Origin of the sequence: Shewanella sp. ISTPL2 (assembly GCF_013283205.1) — a bacterium.
GTDB lineage: Bacteria > Pseudomonadota > Gammaproteobacteria > Enterobacterales > Shewanellaceae > Shewanella > Shewanella oncorhynchi.
Window position 1 is genome coordinate 4,505,228 of record NZ_JAAPAV010000001.1, and the last position, 18,858, is coordinate 4,524,085.

Annotated in this window: 15 protein-coding genes and 11 tRNA genes; 10 read left to right on the forward strand and 16 right to left on the reverse strand. The window is 45.4% G+C overall.

Annotation, left to right across the window (positions count from 1 at the left end):
• The 14 genes from HUB64_RS19985 to HUB64_RS20055 all read right to left on the reverse strand — a co-directional run bounded on the left by HUB64_RS19985 (position 1) and on the right by HUB64_RS20055 (position 9,066).
• Positions 1-1,797: an ATP-binding protein gene (locus HUB64_RS19985; protein WP_173497700.1), complete on the reverse strand. Its 1,797-nt coding sequence runs from the start codon at positions 1,795-1,797 to the stop codon at positions 1-3.
• Positions 1,798-1,926: 129 nt separating this feature from the next.
• Positions 1,927-3,324, reverse strand: a complete 1,398-nt coding sequence (locus tag HUB64_RS19990) for a TRAP transporter large permease (protein ID WP_173497701.1) — start codon at positions 3,322-3,324, stop codon at positions 1,927-1,929.
• On the reverse strand, positions 3,324-3,980 hold the full coding sequence (locus HUB64_RS19995) for a TRAP transporter small permease (protein WP_173497702.1): 657 nt from the start codon (positions 3,978-3,980) through the stop codon (positions 3,324-3,326). Before HUB64_RS19995 ends, HUB64_RS19990 begins: the two co-directional genes overlap by 1 nt.
• A gap of 59 nt (positions 3,981-4,039) precedes the next feature.
• On the reverse strand, positions 4,040-5,059 hold the full coding sequence (locus HUB64_RS20000) for a TRAP transporter substrate-binding protein (protein ID WP_173497703.1): 1,020 nt from the start codon (positions 5,057-5,059) through the stop codon (positions 4,040-4,042).
• Positions 5,060-5,526: 467 nt separating this feature from the next.
• Complete coding sequence (locus HUB64_RS20005) at positions 5,527-5,757, reverse strand: hypothetical protein (protein ID WP_105252063.1); 231 nt, start codon at positions 5,755-5,757, stop codon at positions 5,527-5,529.
• A 167-nt stretch (positions 5,758-5,924) separates the two neighbouring features.
• Positions 5,925-6,000, reverse strand: a tRNA-Val gene (locus HUB64_RS20010).
• A gap of 28 nt (positions 6,001-6,028) precedes the next feature.
• A tRNA-Val gene (locus HUB64_RS20015) sits at positions 6,029-6,104 on the reverse strand.
• Positions 6,105-6,132: 28 nt separating this feature from the next.
• Positions 6,133-6,208, reverse strand: a tRNA-Val gene (locus tag HUB64_RS20020).
• Between the two features lie 48 nt (positions 6,209-6,256).
• Positions 6,257-6,332 (reverse strand) — tRNA-Val (locus tag HUB64_RS20025).
• Between the two features lie 662 nt (positions 6,333-6,994).
• The gene (locus HUB64_RS20035; protein WP_173497704.1) at positions 6,995-7,861 is read right to left on the reverse strand and encodes a hypothetical protein; all 867 of its coding nucleotides are present in this window, start codon (positions 7,859-7,861) and stop codon (positions 6,995-6,997) included.
• Positions 7,862-8,044: 183 nt separating this feature from the next.
• Positions 8,045-8,707, reverse strand: coding sequence for a hypothetical protein (locus HUB64_RS20040; RefSeq protein WP_254451442.1), 663 nt, complete (start codon positions 8,705-8,707; stop codon positions 8,045-8,047).
• 50 nt (positions 8,708-8,757) lie between these two features.
• Positions 8,758-8,833 (reverse strand) — tRNA-Val (locus HUB64_RS20045).
• 37 nt (positions 8,834-8,870) lie between these two features.
• Positions 8,871-8,946 (reverse strand) — tRNA-Val (locus HUB64_RS20050).
• 44 nt (positions 8,947-8,990) lie between these two features.
• Positions 8,991-9,066: transfer RNA gene (locus HUB64_RS20055), tRNA-Val, on the reverse strand.
• A 607-nt stretch (positions 9,067-9,673) separates the two neighbouring features.
• On the opposite strand from HUB64_RS20055, the gene gltX reads away from it, so the two are divergent.
• The 5 genes from gltX to HUB64_RS20080 all read left to right on the forward strand — a co-directional run bounded on the left by gltX (position 9,674) and on the right by HUB64_RS20080 (position 11,788).
• Positions 9,674-11,083 carry a glutamate--tRNA ligase gene (gene gltX, locus HUB64_RS20060; protein WP_173497705.1) on the forward strand — a complete coding sequence of 470 codons (1,410 nt, stop codon included), beginning with the start codon at positions 9,674-9,676 and terminating at the stop codon, positions 11,081-11,083.
• A 105-nt stretch (positions 11,084-11,188) separates the two neighbouring features.
• A tRNA-Ala gene (locus HUB64_RS20065) sits at positions 11,189-11,264 on the forward strand.
• Positions 11,265-11,327: 63 nt separating this feature from the next.
• Positions 11,328-11,403 (forward strand) — tRNA-Glu (locus tag HUB64_RS20070).
• Positions 11,404-11,507: 104 nt separating this feature from the next.
• Positions 11,508-11,583 (forward strand) — tRNA-Ala (locus tag HUB64_RS20075).
• A gap of 129 nt (positions 11,584-11,712) precedes the next feature.
• A tRNA-Glu gene (locus HUB64_RS20080) sits at positions 11,713-11,788 on the forward strand.
• Between the two features lie 820 nt (positions 11,789-12,608).
• On the opposite strand, the gene HUB64_RS20085 is transcribed toward HUB64_RS20080, so the two are convergent.
• The gene (locus tag HUB64_RS20085; RefSeq protein WP_006083558.1) at positions 12,609-13,514 is read right to left on the reverse strand and encodes a helix-turn-helix transcriptional regulator; all 906 of its coding nucleotides are present in this window, start codon (positions 13,512-13,514) and stop codon (positions 12,609-12,611) included.
• Between the two features lie 69 nt (positions 13,515-13,583).
• Entirely contained in the window at positions 13,584-14,456 is an 873-nt protein-coding gene (locus HUB64_RS20090) for a formate dehydrogenase accessory sulfurtransferase FdhD (protein WP_131525795.1), read from the reverse strand.
• 337 nt (positions 14,457-14,793) lie between these two features.
• On the opposite strand from HUB64_RS20090, the gene HUB64_RS20095 reads away from it, so the two are divergent.
• The 5 genes from HUB64_RS20095 to HUB64_RS20115 all read left to right on the forward strand — a co-directional run bounded on the left by HUB64_RS20095 (position 14,794) and on the right by HUB64_RS20115 (position 18,846).
• The gene (locus HUB64_RS20095; RefSeq protein ID WP_105250549.1) at positions 14,794-15,258 is read left to right on the forward strand and encodes a DUF3305 domain-containing protein; all 465 of its coding nucleotides are present in this window, start codon (positions 14,794-14,796) and stop codon (positions 15,256-15,258) included.
• Positions 15,258-15,938, forward strand: coding sequence for a DUF3306 domain-containing protein (locus tag HUB64_RS20100; RefSeq protein WP_173497706.1), 681 nt, complete (start codon positions 15,258-15,260; stop codon positions 15,936-15,938). The genes HUB64_RS20095 and HUB64_RS20100 overlap by 1 nt, the downstream gene beginning before the upstream one ends.
• Positions 15,939-16,127: 189 nt before the next feature.
• Positions 16,128-17,789 (forward strand): 4Fe-4S binding protein, encoded by a 1,662-nt coding sequence (locus tag HUB64_RS20105; RefSeq protein ID WP_173497947.1) that lies wholly within the window; start codon positions 16,128-16,130, stop codon positions 17,787-17,789.
• Between the two features lie 10 nt (positions 17,790-17,799).
• Positions 17,800-18,477 (forward strand): molecular chaperone, encoded by a 678-nt coding sequence (locus HUB64_RS20110; RefSeq protein ID WP_113940321.1) that lies wholly within the window; start codon positions 17,800-17,802, stop codon positions 18,475-18,477.
• Positions 18,478-18,654: 177 nt separating this feature from the next.
• Positions 18,655-18,846 carry a twin-arginine translocation signal domain-containing protein gene (locus tag HUB64_RS20115; protein WP_173497707.1) on the forward strand — a complete coding sequence of 64 codons (192 nt, stop codon included), beginning with the start codon at positions 18,655-18,657 and terminating at the stop codon, positions 18,844-18,846.
• Positions 18,847-18,858 lie beyond the last annotated feature (12 nt).

An 18,858-nucleotide genomic window follows, 5' to 3' on the forward strand; every position in this document is an offset into this window, starting at 1 on the left:
CTAACGTTCCTCGAGCAAGTAAATAGGTAAAATAATCTGGAAAATAGCGCCACCCTCTTCGGCATTGGCAACGTTAATTTGGCCTTGCATGGATTCGATAATACGTTGTGAAATCGATAAGCCTAGCCCCAATCCGTGCCGTTCGTTGGTGGTAAAGTAGGGTTCGAAGATTTTCTCCATTTGGCTTTCACGCACACCAGGGCCCGAATCTTGGATACTGATGCAAAACTTATCTTCACTGGTCACGCGGATAACCAATTGGCGTTTAACCGATTGTTGCATAGCGACAATTGCGTTGCTCATAATGTTGACAAACACTTGTTGTAATCTAACCTTATCCCCCCAAACCTGATAGTTGCTGTTGGGTAATTGCACATCGAGTTCAACACCCTGTTTATCAATTGCAGGTTGAACTATGGTCAGGGCTTGCTTGATACAGCGGCCAATATCGGTTGCGCTATCAGCGCCTTGGCTCTTGCGGGTAAAGCTTTTAAATTGCCCAACAATATCGGCTAATCTGTCGGTAAGTTCAATAATAATCTTGATATTATCCAGTGCCTTATCTTGCATATCACGGGCGAGAAAAGTTTGGGTATTTTGGGCATAGCTGCGAAGTGCCGCGAGTGGTTGATTGAGTTCATGGTTAATACTGGCGGATAAACTACCGATTACTGTCAGTTTTGCCGCTTGGATCAGCTCGTCTTGAGTATCTTTGAGTTGATTGTTGGCCTGCTGTAAGTCCTGAGTACGTTCTTCAACTCGCTGTTCTAAAAGGCTTTGCGCTAGTTGCATTCGGTGTAGATTGCGACGGCGCTCGGCGTTAAATAGGATGCTGAGTGCCAGCAAAAGATAAATACTAGCTGACAGTAACATCAGCGCGGGCAAAGAGGTCAGTAAAGGTTTGATTGGCGCTAAGATGTGTACTCGCCAGCCTGCTTTAGCCATTGATTGGTGGATGTCCATGTATTGTTCATGGTCTGTACCCGTTTGCAGTTGGTAAAGCATAGCTTGACTACCACTTTCATAGGGCGGCTTCATCAACAACTCTCCTATGGGACGTTCTGCATAGCGTTTAGAGGCATTAAGGGCATATTGCTTGGCTTGGGTAAGCGGGGTTAATGACTTTAACCGCCATTCATCGATACTGGAAATAAAGACGATATCTTCAGGATCACTGATAAGGAATTGATACTGACCCGCAATTGCGATACTGGTACTTTGTTGCTCTATGTCGGCAATATTAACTTTGACTATGATGGCCCCAAGTATGCCTTTACCACCTTGTTGATAAATAGGGTAAGAGAAATAAAATCCGCGCTTATCTGAGCTGGTACCCACTGCATAATAACGGCCTAGATTGCCCGAGATAGCATCTGTGTAATAGGGTCTAAAGGAGTAGTCCTTGCCAATAAAGGAAAAACTTTGTTGCCAGTTACTGGCGGCAATGGCGATACCTAAGGCATCAATCAGATAGATATCGGATGCTTCGGTAACATGCTGAATTTCTTCGAGATATAAATTAAGCTCTTGGACTTTGTCAGGATTCTGCTGGTCGTTCAGGACATTGGCGAGCATTGGGTTAGTCGAGAGCACGTGGGGAATACTTTCGTAGCGCGATAGTGCACCATCGAGAAAACTGACTAATTCCTTTAGTTGTTTCTCCGATTGCTTTTGGATCTCGATTTTACCTTGATGCAAATGCACCCAGTATGTCAGTTTGAGGGTTGCAAATAGGCCTGCAAGTAACACAACGGTCAGAAAGAGGCGTTTCTTGGCCTTAGGCGTCATGGGCAACATGGTGGTTATCCTGATAAAGCAACGGGATCAATAACTGATACTGCGCATAATAAAACAAAGCGAGCCTGACTAGGCTCGCTTAAAATCTATCTGTAATCAAGGGGTAATCTCACAACCTTGAATTGCAGACTAATATCCACGCATCGAATCCAACCATTCAGGTAAGAAGAGTGAAATCTGTGGTACGTAAGTAATCAGGGCTAAGAAGGCTAGCATCACGAGTAACCAAGGCAGAACCGACTGAATCACCCAACCAATACTGCGCCCCGTGATCCCAGCGGTGACAAAGAGATTGAGTCCCACCGGCGGCGTTAGCATACCGATCTCCATGTTCACGACCATTATGATACCTAAGTGGATAGGATCTATACCTAATTGCGTTGCAATAGGGAACAGAATTGGCGCCATAATGAGTACAATCGCCGATGGCTCCATAAAGTTACCGGCAGCAAGCAACAGTAAGTTAACGATGATCAGGAATCCCCAGGCGGGTAAACCCATGCTAACAATATACTCAGCAATAATGTGAGGGATACGTTCTGTGGTTAATACATGCGCAAATAGCATAGCGTTAGCTATGATAAACAGCAGCATGATACTGACCTTGGCACCATCGCGCACAACATGACGTATGTCTTTGTCGATAGGCGTTTTAATCAGTCCTAAGAACATATGGCCTAAGTTACGCGCAGTTGCTTTGGCTAAGTTTTCATCTTGATTACGCCATGCCACGTCTTTTAATGGCCCGATATCACGGTAGCCAAATACCGCAATAAGGTAAGCATATACACAAGCCACAGCTGATGCTTCGGTTGGGCTAGCAACGCCACCATAGATAGAGCCTAATACGATAAAGATGAGTGCTAATCCACCCATTGCCTTGGCACTTGAAATCCCCAGTTGTTTAACGCCAGGGAAAGGACGTGAGGGCAAGTTTTTAAAGCGGGCAACGATATAAATGACGATCATCAATATAAATCCCATCATTAAACCTGGGATTAAGCCTGCCATAAACATTTTTGCAGCCGACACTTCAGTTGCTGCGGCATACACTAACATGACGATTGAAGGTGGGATCAAAATCCCGAGAGTGCCAGAGGTCGTGATCACGCCTGCAGCAAATTTTTCGGGATAACCTGCTTTTACCATGCCGACTATGACGATAGAACCAATTGCCGCAACAGTCGCAGGAGATGAACCAGAAACCGCAGCAAACAGCATACACGCCATAACGGATGCCATTGCTAATCCACCACGGACATGTCCAATACTGTCCATGGCAAAATCGATAATCCGTCTAGCGACACCACCCGTTGATAGGAAGGCGGATGACAGAATAAAGAAGGGGATAGCGAGTAAAGTGTAATGCTCTGATGAAGACTCATACAGCTTGAGTGCAACTGAAGCTAAGGAGTCATTCGAGAACAATAAAATCGTCAGCATGCTGGAAAAACCTAATGCGATAGCGATAGGCATACCGAGAAACATACATACGAATAGGGCGGTAAATAGGGTTGCAATAGCCATTATTTAGCCTCCTTTTGGTCAGAGACTGGATCTACTTTAGCGTTTTTAGCGCTCTCATCGATTAAATGCATACTTTCTTTCGCTTCATCGGCAAATTGGAAGCCTGAGACTTGGTCACGCAGAATGGCGATAAAGAGTTCGACGAAACGCCAAGTCAACATAAAAAAGCCAATAATTAAAATACTTTGAGATAACCAAATCGGTATTGCGCCATCTTCAATATCGATTTTTAAAGTGTTCCAAGCAAAATCTGGATCGAGGCTTTTTAATATAAATTGTGGGAAATGTATGTCTTCCATAGGCAAACCGATTTGATACATCTGGCTTAAGTAATCCCAACTGCCTTTTAAAAAGAGTCCGCAATAGACGATACAAACAAAGGCGGTAATAAGAGATACTATCTTTTTAGCCTTTGGCGCTAAATTTTTAACAAACGCATCGACACCAATATGGGCACCGACTTTAACCCCATAGGACATACCAAATAACACAAACCAACCGCAAAAGGTTAATGTAAGTTCTTGGATCCAAAGAAAACCCGTGTTGAAGAAGAAGCGAGCGACGACTTCTGAAAACACTAACAGCGTCATCAGAGTGATCAATAAATTGAGCACACCTTCTTCAATATAACCAAATATTCGCGATATCACAGCCATAATCCCCTCGCTGAAATGGTCGCCTAAGCTCGGTTGAGCTTAGGCGACTATCATCATTATTATTTATTTGCAGCTACAGCAGCATCAATCACATCTTTACCGATTTGATCTTCAAACTTAGCCCAAACAGGTTTCATTACCTCAACCCATTTTTGACGTTCAGCAGGAGACAGAGTCACTAACTGTGAACGTTTAGAATCAAGGATTAACTTTTTGTCTTCATTGTCTTTTTCAGCGGCAATCTTGTTACCTAATGCGATAGATTCGTCTAAAGCTTCTTTGATGATCTTACGTTTGTCAGCAGGTAGACCTTTCCAGAAAGTGTCAGAGGTCACGACCATATAGTCGAGAACACCGTGATTACTTTCAGTGATTTGGCTTTGCACTTCATAGAACTTTTGTGAATAAGTATTTGACCAAGTGTTTTCTTGACCATCGATAGCGCGGGTTTGAAGTAGGGTAAATACTTCAGAGAAAGGTTTTTTCACAGGGATTGCACCAACAGCATCAAACTGGGCTGCTAGAACATCAGATGCCATAACGCGGAATTTTAAGCCTTTTGCATCAGCAGGATTTTTAAGTGGTGTATTAGAGGAGAACTGTTTCATACCATTGTGTAAATAACCCAGACCGACAATCCCTTTACGGCTCATGGAGTTCAGTAATGTTTGACCAGCTTCACCTTGTTGGAAACGGTTCACGGCATCCATATCATTGAATAGGAAAGGTAAATCGAATATTTGTAGACGTTTAGTGTAACGCTCAAACTTTGAGAGTGAAGGCGCGACAAATTGTACGTCGTTTAACAGCAGTGCCGCTAGTTCGTTGTTATCCCCAAATAACTGTGAGCTAGGAAATACACTGACTTTGTATTCACCTGGTAAACGTTGTTCAACGAGTTCTTTAAATTTAAGTGCCATTTGGCCTTTAGGTGTGTTTTCTGCCACTACGTGTGAAAACTTAATTTCAATCGGTTCTGCAAATACGTTAAAACTGGTCGCAAATACGGAGGCAACAGCGAGCATTTTGACTAAGGTTTTGAGTGGACGGGTCAATCCAGTTTGTTGATTCAATATCATCTTGAGTTCCTTTTTCTGTTGTTAGGATTTGTCCTCAGTCTTGGTTAGTTTGTTACCAAGTTTGAGTAGGAATACAGCCTTGATTTCCCTGAGGTCTGTCTTACTAAAGGCAAATACCACGCCAACTTACACTGGCTTCTGTAAGTGTTTGGTTACTAAAGTGTAGTTCATTTGATGTTTGTCACACTTTTAGTTTGGTGGGTGAGATCTCGCTCACAGTGATTTTGTGTTTGGGTGGAAACCCACCCATAGTGAAGATCGGCCCCAAATTGACGGCTTTTGTCGTTGCAGATAAATTAAACAAACTTAGTTATTTTGAGATCAAAAAAAGCCGTAAAAGTATGCGATATAACGACAAATACTGTGGTGGGCTGCTTTAGGAGAAGAAGTGTAGGTGAGATGTGAAGTCTATGGAGGTTAAGTCGATAGCTATCGTAGTCAATCAAGACACAATTCATTTGATGCTGTTAGTCATCCTCTAAAAGAATACGTTTAAGGATAGCATCGCTAGGTAACAAGGCTAAATGGCCCTGTTCATCAAAGTACCAACCGGTAATAAAGCCTTTTTGGCGCATGCTGACGAGATTATGCATGACTTCCCGCGCCTCTTTTAGAGCTGTTTGCTCATCGCAGGCATGGGTATGCTTTAAATAAGTGGCAATATTGGCAAGAGAAGCGGATTGACTGACGCTGGCCATAATGTTGATCTCCAAAAATGCTAAAGCAGAATGAAATCAGGCCGAGTGTCGATAGTGCTTAGTATTTAACGAAATATAAAATGCCGAACAGCACAATTTATCACTCGCGGATTGAGATCAAGCATAGTTGAGTAAGCGCGTGGGTAAAGTTTATTGGGGGAGATATATGGTGGTCGCTACTGGGCTCGAACCAGTGACCCCCTCCTTGTAAGGGAGGTGCTCTCCCAGCTGAGCTAAGCGACCTGGGATATAACGTGTGTATTGCAGAATATGGTGGTCGCTACTGGGCTCGAACCAGTGACCCCCTCCTTGTAAGGGAGGTGCTCTCCCAGCTGAGCTAAGCGACCTGGGATATAACATGTGTATTGCAGAATGTGGTGGTCGCTACTGGGCTCGAACCAGTGACCCCCTCCTTGTAAGGGAGGTGCTCTCCCAGCTGAGCTAAGCGACCTGGGCATTCTTAAACTACACAACTTTTAAGTCATTCTTCACTAAAGAATGGTGGTCGCTACTGGGCTCGAACCAGTGACCCCCTCCTTGTAAGGGAGGTGCTCTCCCAGCTGAGCTAAGCGACCTGGGANGACAACCCCAGATGCAGCTACTGGGCATCCTCGTGGTCCCGCGGCTGGTAATGGCAGCGGTACNCCAACCAGAGGTAGCGGATAAATGGCGCAAAAATCAATGCCATGAAAAAAAAACCATACCATTGGTCAGACTCATACCAGTGTGCCACCAAGCCAATCAGCACCATTATACCGCAGGGAATAATGACAACGAGCCACCCCATGGCATACACGGTCGCTACCTTAATATCCCACTCATAGAGGGTGGGCGCCTCACGCACCCGCTGCTGACGTAGCTTATTGAGCCGGTCTTGCTCCTCTTGGGGTAATTGCAGGAACTCACTGCGTGGCAAATCTTCATACCGGCTGTCGTTCAACGGTTGTGTGTCATGCTCTGTCGACGCCGACTGCTGCGGCGCTGATCTCTTATTCATATAGCTATTCCTTTGCTGTGCCCACGGTACTGCATGGTCATCGTTAACCTACCCACACGGCTCGTACTTAATGTCTTCTCGCTCTTGACGACCTCGCCGCTAAAGGTCTGTTAGCCTATATCCAGATAATGGCCGTAATTGGCGTCACCCTAGCACAAACAGACCTGTCAGCATCTTGGTGGTAAAACTGCCACTGATGGACACCGAATCTCGCGCCAATAACAGGCGCGAGAAAAAACGTTAACTGGGCAGGGTATTGTCAGGGGTAAAATCTGATAGTTGGGCTAGTTTGCCGTCACGGGTGCCAACTTTAGAGAGGCCAACTATTCGTTCATTTTTCAATAAAAAGAGTTCAGACCCCGGTAATTGCTTCATCAGTAGCGACAACACTTTATGCATATCTTCGGGATGGCAATAACAGTCGAGATTTGAATAATATCCGAAATAAAACCTGTCTGTATCACACGATATATATGGCCTCTTGTGGGTCACTTTTATCATATGGGGGTGTCCACGCTTGATAGCACTTATTGAGGTGGTTTCTACATTTTTAAAACCAGTAAAGAAAAATGCCCCCAGAGCCATTCCGCCTGCACCAATCAGCGCTGCTGGGCCTAAAAAGGCCACCCCGACAATACAAACCACCACCCCAAACCAAGCCAGCCCACGCACTACCGCGTAAGCTGCATCCGGAATCGCGTCATGATAGGTGGTAACTAAACCCTCGGAGGTGAGCCGATAATGGTACTGTTTGTCTGCAAACCAGAGGTAACGAGCAGATAAGCACATAATTAAAGCCATGATGATTAACCCTATACCCAAGCTAGTATCGCCAGATAGCAAATAGCACCCTATAAGTGCTACGCAACCACACGGGATCAGGAAGGTTAACCAAAATAGACCATACACAGTCGCTACCTTAATATCCCACTCATAAAGCGTGGGCGCCTCGCGCACCCGCTGCTGACGCAGCTTGTAGAGCCGGTCTTGCTCCTCTTGGGGTAATTGCAGGTACTCACTTCGCGGCAGGTCTTCATACCGACTGTCGTCCAACAGTTGTGTCTCTTGCTCTGTCGACGCCAACTGCGGCGCAGCTCTCTTATTCATATAGCTATTCCTTTGCTGTACCCACGGACTGCACGGTCATCGTTAACCTACCCACACAGCTCGTACTTAATGTTTTCTCACCCTTGACGACCTTGCCGCTAAAAAGTCTGTTAGCATCTTGGTGGCAAAGCTGTCACTGATGGACACCGAGTCTCGCGCCAATAACAGGCGCGAGAAAAAACGTTAACTGGGCTGGGTATTGTCAGGGGTAAAATCTGCCAGTTGGGCAGGTTCGCCTGACTCAAATAACGCAAATGGTACGCCATCTAACACGCGCTCATTTTTAAATACACGGATTTCTGAATCAGGTAACTGCGTCATCAGCAATGACAAGATAGTGTGCATCTTATCCAATGGGCAATGAAGACGAATACTTGCTCGTAAGCCCATTGTTCGTACATCCGATTGGCAGGCAATAAATGGACGATTCCGCGTTACCTTAATCAAATGACGATGCCCATTTTTTATAGGGCTCTCATAAGTTGTCTCTATATTTTTAAAACCAGTAAAGAAAAATGCCCCCAGAGCCATTCCACCTACACCAACCAGCGCTGCTGGGCCTAAAAAGGCCACACCGACGATGCAAACCACTACCCCAAACCAAGCCAGCCCCCGCACTACCGCGTAGGCGGCATCCGGAATAACGTCATGATAGGTAGTAACTAAACCCTCGGTGGTGAGTCGATAATGGTACTGTTTGTCGGCCAACCAGAGGTAGCGGATAAATGGCGCAAAAATCAATGCCATGAAAAAAAAACCATACCATTGGTCAGACTCATACCAGTGTGCCACCAAGCCAATCAGCACCATTATACCGCAGGGAATAATGACAACGAGCCACCCCATGCTATNCATTCTTAAACTACACAACTTTTAAGTCATTCTTCACTAAAGAATGGTGGTCGCTACTGGGCTCGAACCAGTGACCCCCTCCTTGTAAGGGAGGTGCTCTCCCAGCTGAGCTAAGCGACCTGGGAATGACTTTTACACATTAATACATCAAGTTATATGGTGGTCGCTACTGGGCTCGAACCAGTGACCCCCTCCTTGTAAGGGAGGTGCTCTCCCAGCTGAGCTAAGCGACCTGGGATATAACATTTTGTATGCCATAATTTCTTTGTAGAAAATATGGTGGTCGATACTGGGCTCGAACCAGTGACCCCCTCCTTGTAAGGGAGGTGCTCTCCCAGCTGAGCTAATCGACCTCGCTGTGTGGAGCCGTATTATAGGGAGGTTCGATCTAGTGTCAACGCTTTTTAGTGAAAAAAGCATTGGTCGCGCTATTTTTGTCCACATTGGCTTAATGCTAATCACGCCGCCGATCAAAGTGTTATTTAATTCGCCAGTCAATGGTACGTAATTTGGACGCTCGCGATTAAATACGAGTTGAACTCATCCCATTCACCTGACTTTTTTGTGGTAAAAGTGCTGAGGAAGTGAGTGATTTATAAAAATTAGCGCACTAACAGCATGAGTGCATTGATAGTGTATAGATGCGCGTGTTCGATGGCGCAGATATTTATAGTCGAAGGTATATAGGTGTAGAGATTTAGGGTTGGAATATAAAGCCTGAAAAATCATCTCAAGTGTTAGCATTAATCAATGGTGGTGATAGCAATAGTGCCACCTTTATATATCGCTTTATATTGGCTTCCTATATAAAGGAGAGGGATTAGCGACACGATTTAACAAGATAAGTGATACTGTGAAGCTTGTCCCATTTGCAGCGCCTGCTTTGACTGTTAGAATAAGCCCACTTTTTTATCGTGATTGTCTTTATCTAGACGACTTTATATAGGTTAGTGTCCCATTATGACAACTAAGACGCGTTTTGCCCCTAGTCCTACCGGTTTCTTGCATGTTGGTGGTGCCCGTACTGCACTTTATTCTTGGTTACAAGCCCGTGCCAATAACGGTGAGTTTGTATTACGTATTGAAGACACTGATATTGAGCGTTCGACTCAAGCCGCTTGCGATGCGATTTTAGAAGGCATGAACTGGCTAGGTTTGACATGGGACGAGGGCCCATATTACCAAACTAAGCGTTTTGACCGTTATAACGTAATCATTACTCAAATGTTAGAAAAGGGCACAGCGTATAAATGTTACTGTTCACGTGAGCGAATCGATGCCTTAAGAGAATCACAGGCCGCTAACGGTGAAGCACAAAAGTATGATGGTTGCTGTCGCGACTTACCCGCTCGCGAGACTGATGAACCATTTGTGGTGCGTTTTAAAAATCCAATCGGTGGTTCAGTGGTATTTGATGACCATGTTCGTGGTCGGATTGAATTTTCTAATGATGCATTAGATGACTTGATCATCGCCCGTACCGACGGTGTGCCAACCTATAACTTCTGTGTGGTGGTTGACGATTGGGATATGGGGATCACTTGTGTGGTGCGTGGTGAAGATCATATCAACAATACCCCGCGTCAAATCAACATTCTTAAAGCATTAGGGGCGCCGATCCCAGAATATGCACACGTATCTATGATTCTAGGTGATGACGGCGCTAAGTTGTCTAAGCGCCATGGCGCTGTTAGCGTAATGCAGTACCGTGACGATGGCTATTTACCAGAAGCACTGCTGAACTATTTAGTACGTTTAGGTTGGTCACATGGCGATCAAGAGATTTTCTCATTAGAAGAAATGAAGCAATTCTTTAAGTTGAGTGACATCAACAAAGCCGCTTCTGCTTTTAATACCGATAAACTGGTGTGGTTGAACCAACACTATATAAAGAGCCTAGATCCAGAATATGTGGCAACACACTTACAATGGCACATGGACGATCAAAAAATTGATCTGTCAAATGGCCCAGCATTAGCTGAAGTGGTCACTGCATTAGCTGAGCGCGCTAAGACTCTAAAAGAGTTAGCCGCATCTAGCCGCTATTTCTATGAAGATTTTGCTGAGTTTGATGAAGCACAGGCGAAAAAGCATTTACGCGGTGTTGCGTTAGAGCCATTGCAACTGGTGCAACAGAAATTATCGGCATTAACTGAGTGGACAGCTGAAGCTATTCATCAGGCAATTGAAGATACAGCGACTGAATTAGATGTGGGTATGGGTAAGGTCGGTATGCCTTTACGTGTTGCAGTAACAGGGGCAGGGCAGTCTCCAGGCTTAGATATCACACTATTTTTAATTGGAAGAAGCCGTTCTGAGCAAAGAATATCCAAAGCGATTGAATTTGTAGCAGATAGAATAAATTCCTAAAAAAACGAGTTGACACTTTTAGGTGCGCTGCATAGAATGCGCCACGCAGTTGAGACACAGTCGAGCAAATGCTTGCTGTGCACTTAAATGTAGTTCGATAGGTTTGGGGTTATAGCTCAGCTGGGAGAGCGCTTGCATGGCATGCAAGAGGTCCACGGTTCGATCCCGTGTAGCTCCACCAAACTTACCGTAGATGTTAAACGGGAACCTTTTCTAGTGAAAAGTTCAAATTAATATGTCCAGGGTCCCCTTCGTCTAGAGGCCTAGGACACCGCCCTTTCACGGCGGTAACAGGGGTTCGAATCCCCTAGGGGATACCAAATATTGGTTCCTAGCAAATAACTAACGTGTTGTTTGGTAAGAACAAAATCTAAATTTCTGCTGATACATATACTGCTAAAGTTAGCTGTGTTGACAAAAATTTGGGGCTATAGCTCAGCTGGGAGAGCGCTTGCATGGCATGCAAGAGGTCCACGGTTCGATCCCGTGTAGCTCCACCAATTTACTGCCTTATTAAGCAGAAACGAAAGTTTAAATTAATACACCCAAGGCATACTTCGCTACTTAGAAGAGGCCTATGAGACCGTAGATGTTAAACGGGAACGTTAAGTTCAAATTAATATGTCCGGGTCCCCTTCGTCTAGAGGCCTAGGACACCGCCCTTTCACGGCGGTAACAGGGGTTCGAATCCCCTAGGGGATACCACATTTTGGTTCCTAGCAAATAACTAACGTGTTGTTTGGTAAGAACAAGGCATTTGCTTCCTAGNGTTTTATCTTGTTAAAGAGCAACTCAATATTCGTAAGAGAACTTGAGTACCACACTGAGCGTCGAACGCTTCCAGTTGGCTAGGGCTGCGTATTCTACGCATTTCCCGTTTCGCGTCAAGGAGTATTTTCAACTTCTTGCTGCGGTTGAATTAAGTGCTTAAAAGCTATTCAATTCAACCTAACTCGTCAGCCTGCTTTCGCTGTCTGCCGTGTCAGTGGATGCGCATTATAGGCAGCAGAGGATTTTGTGCAACCCCTATTTTAAGGAAATTTGCAGTTAATTCTAATTATCTAATCTAGCCACAAGATACCCACTACTTACCCCCAAAGTTATCCACAAAATAGCGCTTTATCTGTAATTTGGCCCAATTGATTACCAGCGTACAGTATCAAGACAAAGGGATCATGAGCATGAATGCTATCAGATTTAAATGAGAATAACGGCTGCTCGAACCGGAATATCTCACCTCCACTTTTATATGGAGTCGTTTATGGGAGAATGACGGGGAACAACAGAAGAAGATGGCACTCTGAGTGTATTTGGCGATGAAGATACTTTACCTATATATAGTAGTTGCCTCCCATCAGCCCACCATAGAAAGTCGAAACAACGTAATCAGCAATATAAAGAGGGTCTCTTTGATACTTATTCGTTAGTAACTGGCTACATTAGATATCAGCATGTAGTAGCAGTAATAAGTAGTTCAGAGACCATTCAACTCTATTCACCTTAATCCATTACCGAGTTGAGTGGATTAGCTCGCACTCCATAGCAGTTGTCCGCAGTCGGTAAGATCATAGCCACCAAGTAGTGCCGCCATTTGCCTCGAGTGACCACTCGCCAACATAGTAAAAAGTTGTTGAAGCTGACGACGGAAGTAAATGCTTTGCGGCATAACGAAATCGAAAGACTCTTTAATCAGTGGCACGAAACTTAAACCACTTTCCAAAGCCACAGATTGACAACCAAAACCAATATCGGCATCACCCCTAGCGATATAACCCGCCAACTCGCGTTCACTATAGGCAGTTAGCACGACATTAAGTTGATCTAAGCGAGCACCTTGCTTTAACAACCAATGCTCTAAGTGCTGTTGGCTACCTGCGCCCCCCTGACGACTCACCCAACGCCAAGGCAAGTTCACGACTTTATCTTCTTCTTGGCATCTGTGGTGCATATCGGCACGCATGATCAACCCTTGCTGACGGGAGTAACCATGCACCATGATCCATTGTTGATGGTTGTTATAACCTTTAAGTAACGCTGGGTGGCGAATATTTCTATCCTCCATGCTACCCCAGTGTAAGGTGCACACATCGGCATAACCTTTAGCAAGCAACTCTAACCCTAAGCGTGAACCTGTTGCGCTGTAGCTTATCAACTCACGGCTACCAACTTGCGCCATCAAACGCGCCACCAGCATAGATAATAGTGGATCGTCACTACCAGTGATCAATAAACGGTCGGTCAGCATGCCACTGTGGCAAGAATCCATTACCCAACGGTCGATTAACACTTTCGGAAATAGCCATTTACCGGTGATTTTAGTGGCGGGGAGAATTCTGTCATTAGCCATGGCGTAGACTTTTTTCTCATTAAGATCTAAATACTCAGCCACTTGCTTCGCGCTCATGTAGACCAATTCACTGGCAGACGTCATCTTGTTTCCTTGTCTTATTCTTCGTTACTGCATGTAAGTCTTAGCATTACTGTCTTAGCTAACTTGGGGCTAAGGAGCGGTATTGGCATCAAACTGCAGATTTTCACTACCGTGGTACACCAAAAAGTGACGACCTTTGGCGCGGGCAATAATAGTAATACCCAGCTGCTGCGCTAGTGCTAAGCCCATTTGAGTCACGCCACTGCGTGATAACAAAATAGGGATCCCCATTTTAGCGACTTTAATCACCATTTCCGAAGTTAAGCGACCAGTGGTATAAAATATCTTATTATCGCCGCGATCCTGAGTCAGCCACATATCCCCAGCCAAAGTATCTACGGCATTATGACGGCCAACATCCTCGACAAAAGCCATAATTTTATCGTCTTCGCACAAACCACAACCGTGCACAGCACCCGCATTTTTATAGGTTTCGTTATATTCATTGATATTTTTCAATAAGCTATAAAGGGTGCTTTGCTTAAGACTTGGCGTTGGTAAATTGATGCCGTCTAAATCTTGCATAAAACTGCCATAAACAGTGCCTTGACCACAGCCTGATGTCACCGTTTTTTCGGAGAGTTTCTCATCCAGATCGGCGGTTTGTTCACGGGTAACCACGGCTGCAGAACTCACATCCCAATCGACAATAACCGAGTCCAATAAGCTCACATCCGAAATAAAGCCTTGGTTCTTAAGATAACCTAACGCCAGTGACTCAGGTTTCGCCCCTAGGGTCATAAGTGTCACTATTGGTCGCCAGTTCAAATACACGGTAAGCGGACGTTCGCAGGCGACAAATTTATCCAACACTTCCCCAGCTTCATTCACTGCTTTTACAGCAATGGTTAGCGGTACTTCCACTTGAGTTCTCACAAAAGAACACTGATGCTGAGTTTTTTGAGAAGGATTGGCTACCGCTATTTCGCTATCTGTGCTCATGTTGTTATCAGGAATAGTGATATTTTCAGAGATCATAATGTTACCGCTTAACGAGTCATGGCCAGAGCATAGCAATATTTATACCTAGACATAAAAATTGGGGTTAAATGCGTGATCTGCCGCAATGCTGATTTTTCATTAGCCCTTTTATGTCCCAAACAAAATCCTGTACTGGACAAAATGTCCAATTTACAGGGTGTTTTTGATGATCTAGCTCAAACTAATCCACTATGTTTACTGGCACCAATATTGCAGTGACCTTTTATCGCAATTTGTTGGTAAAACCGAACCGTTCACTCTACGGTTTGTCCATCAACACGGCTGAGACGGAGAGACAATGCAACATACAACTAGTGTTTGGCCTATGTACGTTTCACTCAAGAAAGTAGAGAAGCAAGTTGGCCGCTGGACCTCAGTACAATGGGAAATTGATCACCTACTTCCCGCCACCCATCAAGCCCCAGACGATGCAACCTTAGTGCTACTCGAACTGCACAAAGACGAACGCGCCAGCTATCGCCTCAATCTCGATTTAGATAACGCCATGCTGTATTTAGTATGTGATGAAACGGCCGATGGCACTTGGATACCGGCGGCATTATCGGCGGATCAGAATGTCGCGGCGGGTTGTCTTGAGGGCAATACCCCTGTCCTCAACTTATTGATGCCAAAAGCTATCGCTTGTTGGATTGAAGCCTTTATCACCCAATATGGTGAAGTCGAAATTGCCGCTCATCGCCGTAAACATGTCGATGGCCGTAATAATCAAGGCCCGAGTCACGATCCATTGCGGAGGGACTAATGGCTGAATCCATACAAAAAACAGGCGGGCTACTGAGTCGCTGGAACCAACGGCGCGAACAAGTTGCAGCAGAGGAAGCGCGAGAGGCTAACGGGGAAATCACACCTCAGGAGACCATCGTAGCCGAGCCCACTATGGCAGTTGAGCAGCTTCAACCCACAGAGTCAGCCATTGAACCTAATACTGCAGAGCATGACGATCCTAATCGCATCCTCACTGCAGCGGATTTACCCAATCCAGACGAAATTGAAGTAGGCGGCAGCTTTGCGAGTTTTATGGGCGCCAATGTTGACCCTGCGGCTAAATCTGCAGCGCTACGTGCACTGTGGAAACAACCGCATTTCAACGAGATAGATGGGCTTTTGGAATATGCACTCGATTACAGTAATCAACCGAAACTCAGTGCAGAAGTCTCAGCTGAATTGATGCAAAAAGTCTTCCGTTACATAGCCGAAGACAGCGAGACCTCGGATGAAGAATCAGCTGTTTTAGCCAAACAAACTGAAGAAAGCAATCCATCCACGAGTCTTGATGTAAGCGAAACAACAACTCATGAGACTAATGAAGTCGAAGTCGAATGGGCAGCTGAGCCGATAACGGACAATTTGGATGGGGAGACTGATGACCTACCCCAAAATGCACCAGAGCCCTTAGCTCAGGTACATACCCGAGTTGTTTAACGTCAGTTTAGCTAATTTTAATGTCCGTAACTTTGGTATGTGAATTGCTGTACTAAGATATAAAAAAGCTTAGATAAAAGCAGAAAAGGCAATGACTTACTTATTACCAGCCGCCTAAATCTGCCCAGATACAGTAAAACAAGAAACAGCCAAAGTACTGTTCAGGAACGCAATGTGAGCACTTATTTGATGACCAATCAAACCCAAGAAGCGTTAAAACAAGCGCGACAACAGGTATTAACGCAAACTCAGATGTTGCAGAATCTGATCCCGCCAACTGTCAGCTATACCACCGAAGGCAATGTTCTTATTATTGGCCCAGAAGATCTGGCTCGCCTTGCCGCGGACAAATTGTCCACTATGGCCCATAGGGTGATTTTAGCCAACGAAGCCATTACCAGCCAAGATGAAGCACACCTAGAACGTGTCATGGCAGCGGCAACTGATGTCGAAAGCTATTACAACAAACTCATTGGCGTAAAAGGCTTTTTAGGCCAATTTCAAGTCAGTGTTGAACATCAAGATGGTGCAGCCGAACTCAGTTTAGTGTCAATCCGTAAACCCCATTTCGATATCGTGCTCGATTTGAGCAGCGCAGCTTGTTTGAACTTAGAAATGCTGCCACCCGGCTATTTTTACGTAGGCCAAGACGCTGAAAAACTCGAAGATGCCCTTGCGCAAATTCCCGATCTCATAGGCCAATTTGATAAGCCGCGCTACGTCAAAATTAACCCAGATATCTGTGCCCACGACCGCAATGGCATCAATGGTTGTAATCGTTGCCTCAACTTCTGCCCAGCAGATGCGATCAGCAGTGTCGCAAAGAAAATTGAAATCGATCCATATCTTTGCCACGGCGCAGGCAGTTGTACCAGCGCTTGCCCAACGGGTGCTATCAGTTACGATTTACCTACGCCGCAAGCTTTGCATTCATACCTGAACAAAATTGTTAGTCGGTTCCGCGAGCAAGCACAAACCGCACCGGTGATTTTGTTCCACGATAATGCCGTCGGCGCCAACTTTATTAGTGACGATTTAGCAGGCGACATCCTCCCCGTTGCCCTCGAAGAAATTACCGTTGCTAGCGTAGATCATTGGTTGTCAGTACTCGCTTGGGGCGCGCGCCAAGTGCTGATCCTCAACACCGATGCAACAGCGCCAACCCTAACGCAAATGCTTAAAGGCGAACTTTCTTTAGCCAACAGTATTTTAGATGAGATGGGTCAGCCGCAACGTATCAGCCTCATCGACCCAAGCATGCTTGCCGATTTAGATTCGATGCTCGATATCAGCTTAGATTGGCCCGTGATCGTGCCCGCCGCATTTGCGTCGACCACTAAACGCAATACGCTATTTGAAGCGATCGACCACCTCAATAGCCAAGCGGGTGAAATCGATACTTGCCTCAGCCTCAGCAATATTCCCTTTGGCAAAGTCAGTGTAAATGTAGAAAAGTGCACTATGTGTATGTCCTGCGTGGCAATTTGCCCAACCGTGGCATTACAAGATGGTGGCGACAAACCTTCACTACACTTTATTGAGCAAAACTGCGTGCAATGCGGTTTATGTGAGGCAGCGTGTCCTGAAAAAGTGATAAGCCTTACCCCGCAAATTAACTTTAATAAAGCTGCCCGTCAGCAACAACACACCCTGAAAGAAGAAGCCCCCTTCGAATGTATTCGCTGCGGCTCTCCTTTTGCGACCCAATCTATGGTGCATCGGATGCTGGATATGGTCGGCGCGCACAGCGCATTTTCTGCCAATATTGAACGCTTGAAAATGTGTGGCGACTGCCGGGTAAAAGACATGTTTGAAGACATTCTTCAAGATCCTGAAAAGCAACTGCGATAAGAGATCCGCTATGACCGAATCAGTAAGACAAGTTTCAGAAAACGATCAGTTGAGAGCCGATATCTATCAACTGTTAGCCGCCCTATTGCGCCGTCAGCCAAGCCCTGAACTGCTACACTTTTTGGCCAATCTTGAAATTGATGCCAATGAAGACAACGAGATGACTAAAGCTTGGTTATCACTCCAACTCGCCGCACAGCAGTTCAACAGCGCACAACTAGAAGACGAGTATTTTGCCCTGTTCCTCGGTGTAGGTTGCGGTGAGATCCTGCCCTACGGCAGCTGGTTTATGACGGGCTCATTGATGGATAAACCACTGGCATTGCTACGCCAAGACTTAATGCAACTGGGGTTTGAACGCGAAGACAACGTCAAGGAACCCGAAGATCACGTTGCAGCCCTGTGTGAAGTGATGGGAACCCTGATTTTAGAAGCGCCAAGTTATCGCCAATTGGCTTTTTACCAACGCCATATCGGCAGCTGGATTGGCCGTTTTTGCGATAATTTAGCCAAGGCGCCAAGTGCGGCGTTTTACGCCACGGTTGCACAGCTAGCAAAAGCGTTTTTTGCAATGGAAGCCAGTGCTTTTGAGCAATTAAGCTTAGATATTCCAGTCAATTGCCCAGGCAGCGCAGACTTACAGCCAGCCACCAGCGATTTAGCAAAACCAGTAGAGTTAATGAACTAAGACTAAACTGAGTGATAGCGCGGCATGTGCGTGCTAAATGTAAATGTTAGAGATGAGTTCAAACTGCGAAGGTGAGATTAATGTTTACCTTAGCAACAATAACGGAAGCTTAGGCTTCCACAATAACCGAGGTGGTAGCCGTTTATACCACCTTATCCAGTAACACAAGGAGACACTATGAAGAAGCCAGCTTCCGACATGGGCCGTCGTCAATTGCTTAAAGCATTGGCACTCGGCAGTGCGACAGGCGCAGTGGTCACTGTGAGTAGTCAAGCGTTAGCTTCGACAAAAACGGCAGCAACCACAGAGCCTAAAAGTGAGAACTACCGCGAAACCGACCATATTCGTAGCTATTATGCGTCGCTTTAAAACTAAAATAGA

What these genes read in the sequence shown, in the direction of transcription:
- HUB64_RS19985 (WP_173497700.1), bottom strand. Translation starts at nt 1,797, where the DNA reads ATGTTGCCCATGACGCCTAAGGCCAAGAAACGCCTCTTTCTGACCGTT.
- HUB64_RS19990 (WP_173497701.1), bottom strand. Translation starts at nt 3,324, where the DNA reads ATGGCTATTGCAACCCTATTTACCGCCCTATTCGTATGTATGTTTCTC.
- HUB64_RS19995 (WP_173497702.1), bottom strand. Translation starts at nt 3,980, where the DNA reads ATGGCTGTGATATCGCGAATATTTGGTTATATTGAAGAAGGTGTGCTC.
- HUB64_RS20000 (WP_173497703.1), bottom strand. Translation starts at nt 5,059, where the DNA reads ATGATATTGAATCAACAAACTGGATTGACCCGTCCACTCAAAACCTTA.
- HUB64_RS20005 (WP_105252063.1), bottom strand. Translation starts at nt 5,757, where the DNA reads ATGGCCAGCGTCAGTCAATCCGCTTCTCTTGCCAATATTGCCACTTAT.
- HUB64_RS20035 (WP_173497704.1), bottom strand. Translation starts at nt 7,861, where the DNA reads ATGAATAAGAGAGCTGCGCCGCAGTTGGCGTCGACAGAGCAAGAGACA.
- HUB64_RS20040 (WP_254451442.1), bottom strand. Translation starts at nt 8,707, where the DNA reads ATGGGGTGGCTCGTTGTCATTATTCCCTGCGGTATAATGGTGCTGATT.
- gltX (WP_173497705.1), top strand. Translation starts at nt 9,674, where the DNA reads ATGACAACTAAGACGCGTTTTGCCCCTAGTCCTACCGGTTTCTTGCAT.
- HUB64_RS20085 (WP_006083558.1), bottom strand. Translation starts at nt 13,514, where the DNA reads ATGACGTCTGCCAGTGAATTGGTCTACATGAGCGCGAAGCAAGTGGCT.
- HUB64_RS20090 (WP_131525795.1), bottom strand. Translation starts at nt 14,456, where the DNA reads ATGAGCACAGATAGCGAAATAGCGGTAGCCAATCCTTCTCAAAAAACT.
- HUB64_RS20095 (WP_105250549.1), top strand. Translation starts at nt 14,794, where the DNA reads ATGCAACATACAACTAGTGTTTGGCCTATGTACGTTTCACTCAAGAAA.
- HUB64_RS20100 (WP_173497706.1), top strand. Translation starts at nt 15,258, where the DNA reads ATGGCTGAATCCATACAAAAAACAGGCGGGCTACTGAGTCGCTGGAAC.
- HUB64_RS20105 (WP_173497947.1), top strand. Translation starts at nt 16,128, where the DNA reads ATGACCAATCAAACCCAAGAAGCGTTAAAACAAGCGCGACAACAGGTA.
- HUB64_RS20110 (WP_113940321.1), top strand. Translation starts at nt 17,800, where the DNA reads ATGACCGAATCAGTAAGACAAGTTTCAGAAAACGATCAGTTGAGAGCC.
- HUB64_RS20115 (WP_173497707.1), top strand. Translation starts at nt 18,655, where the DNA reads ATGAAGAAGCCAGCTTCCGACATGGGCCGTCGTCAATTGCTTAAAGCA.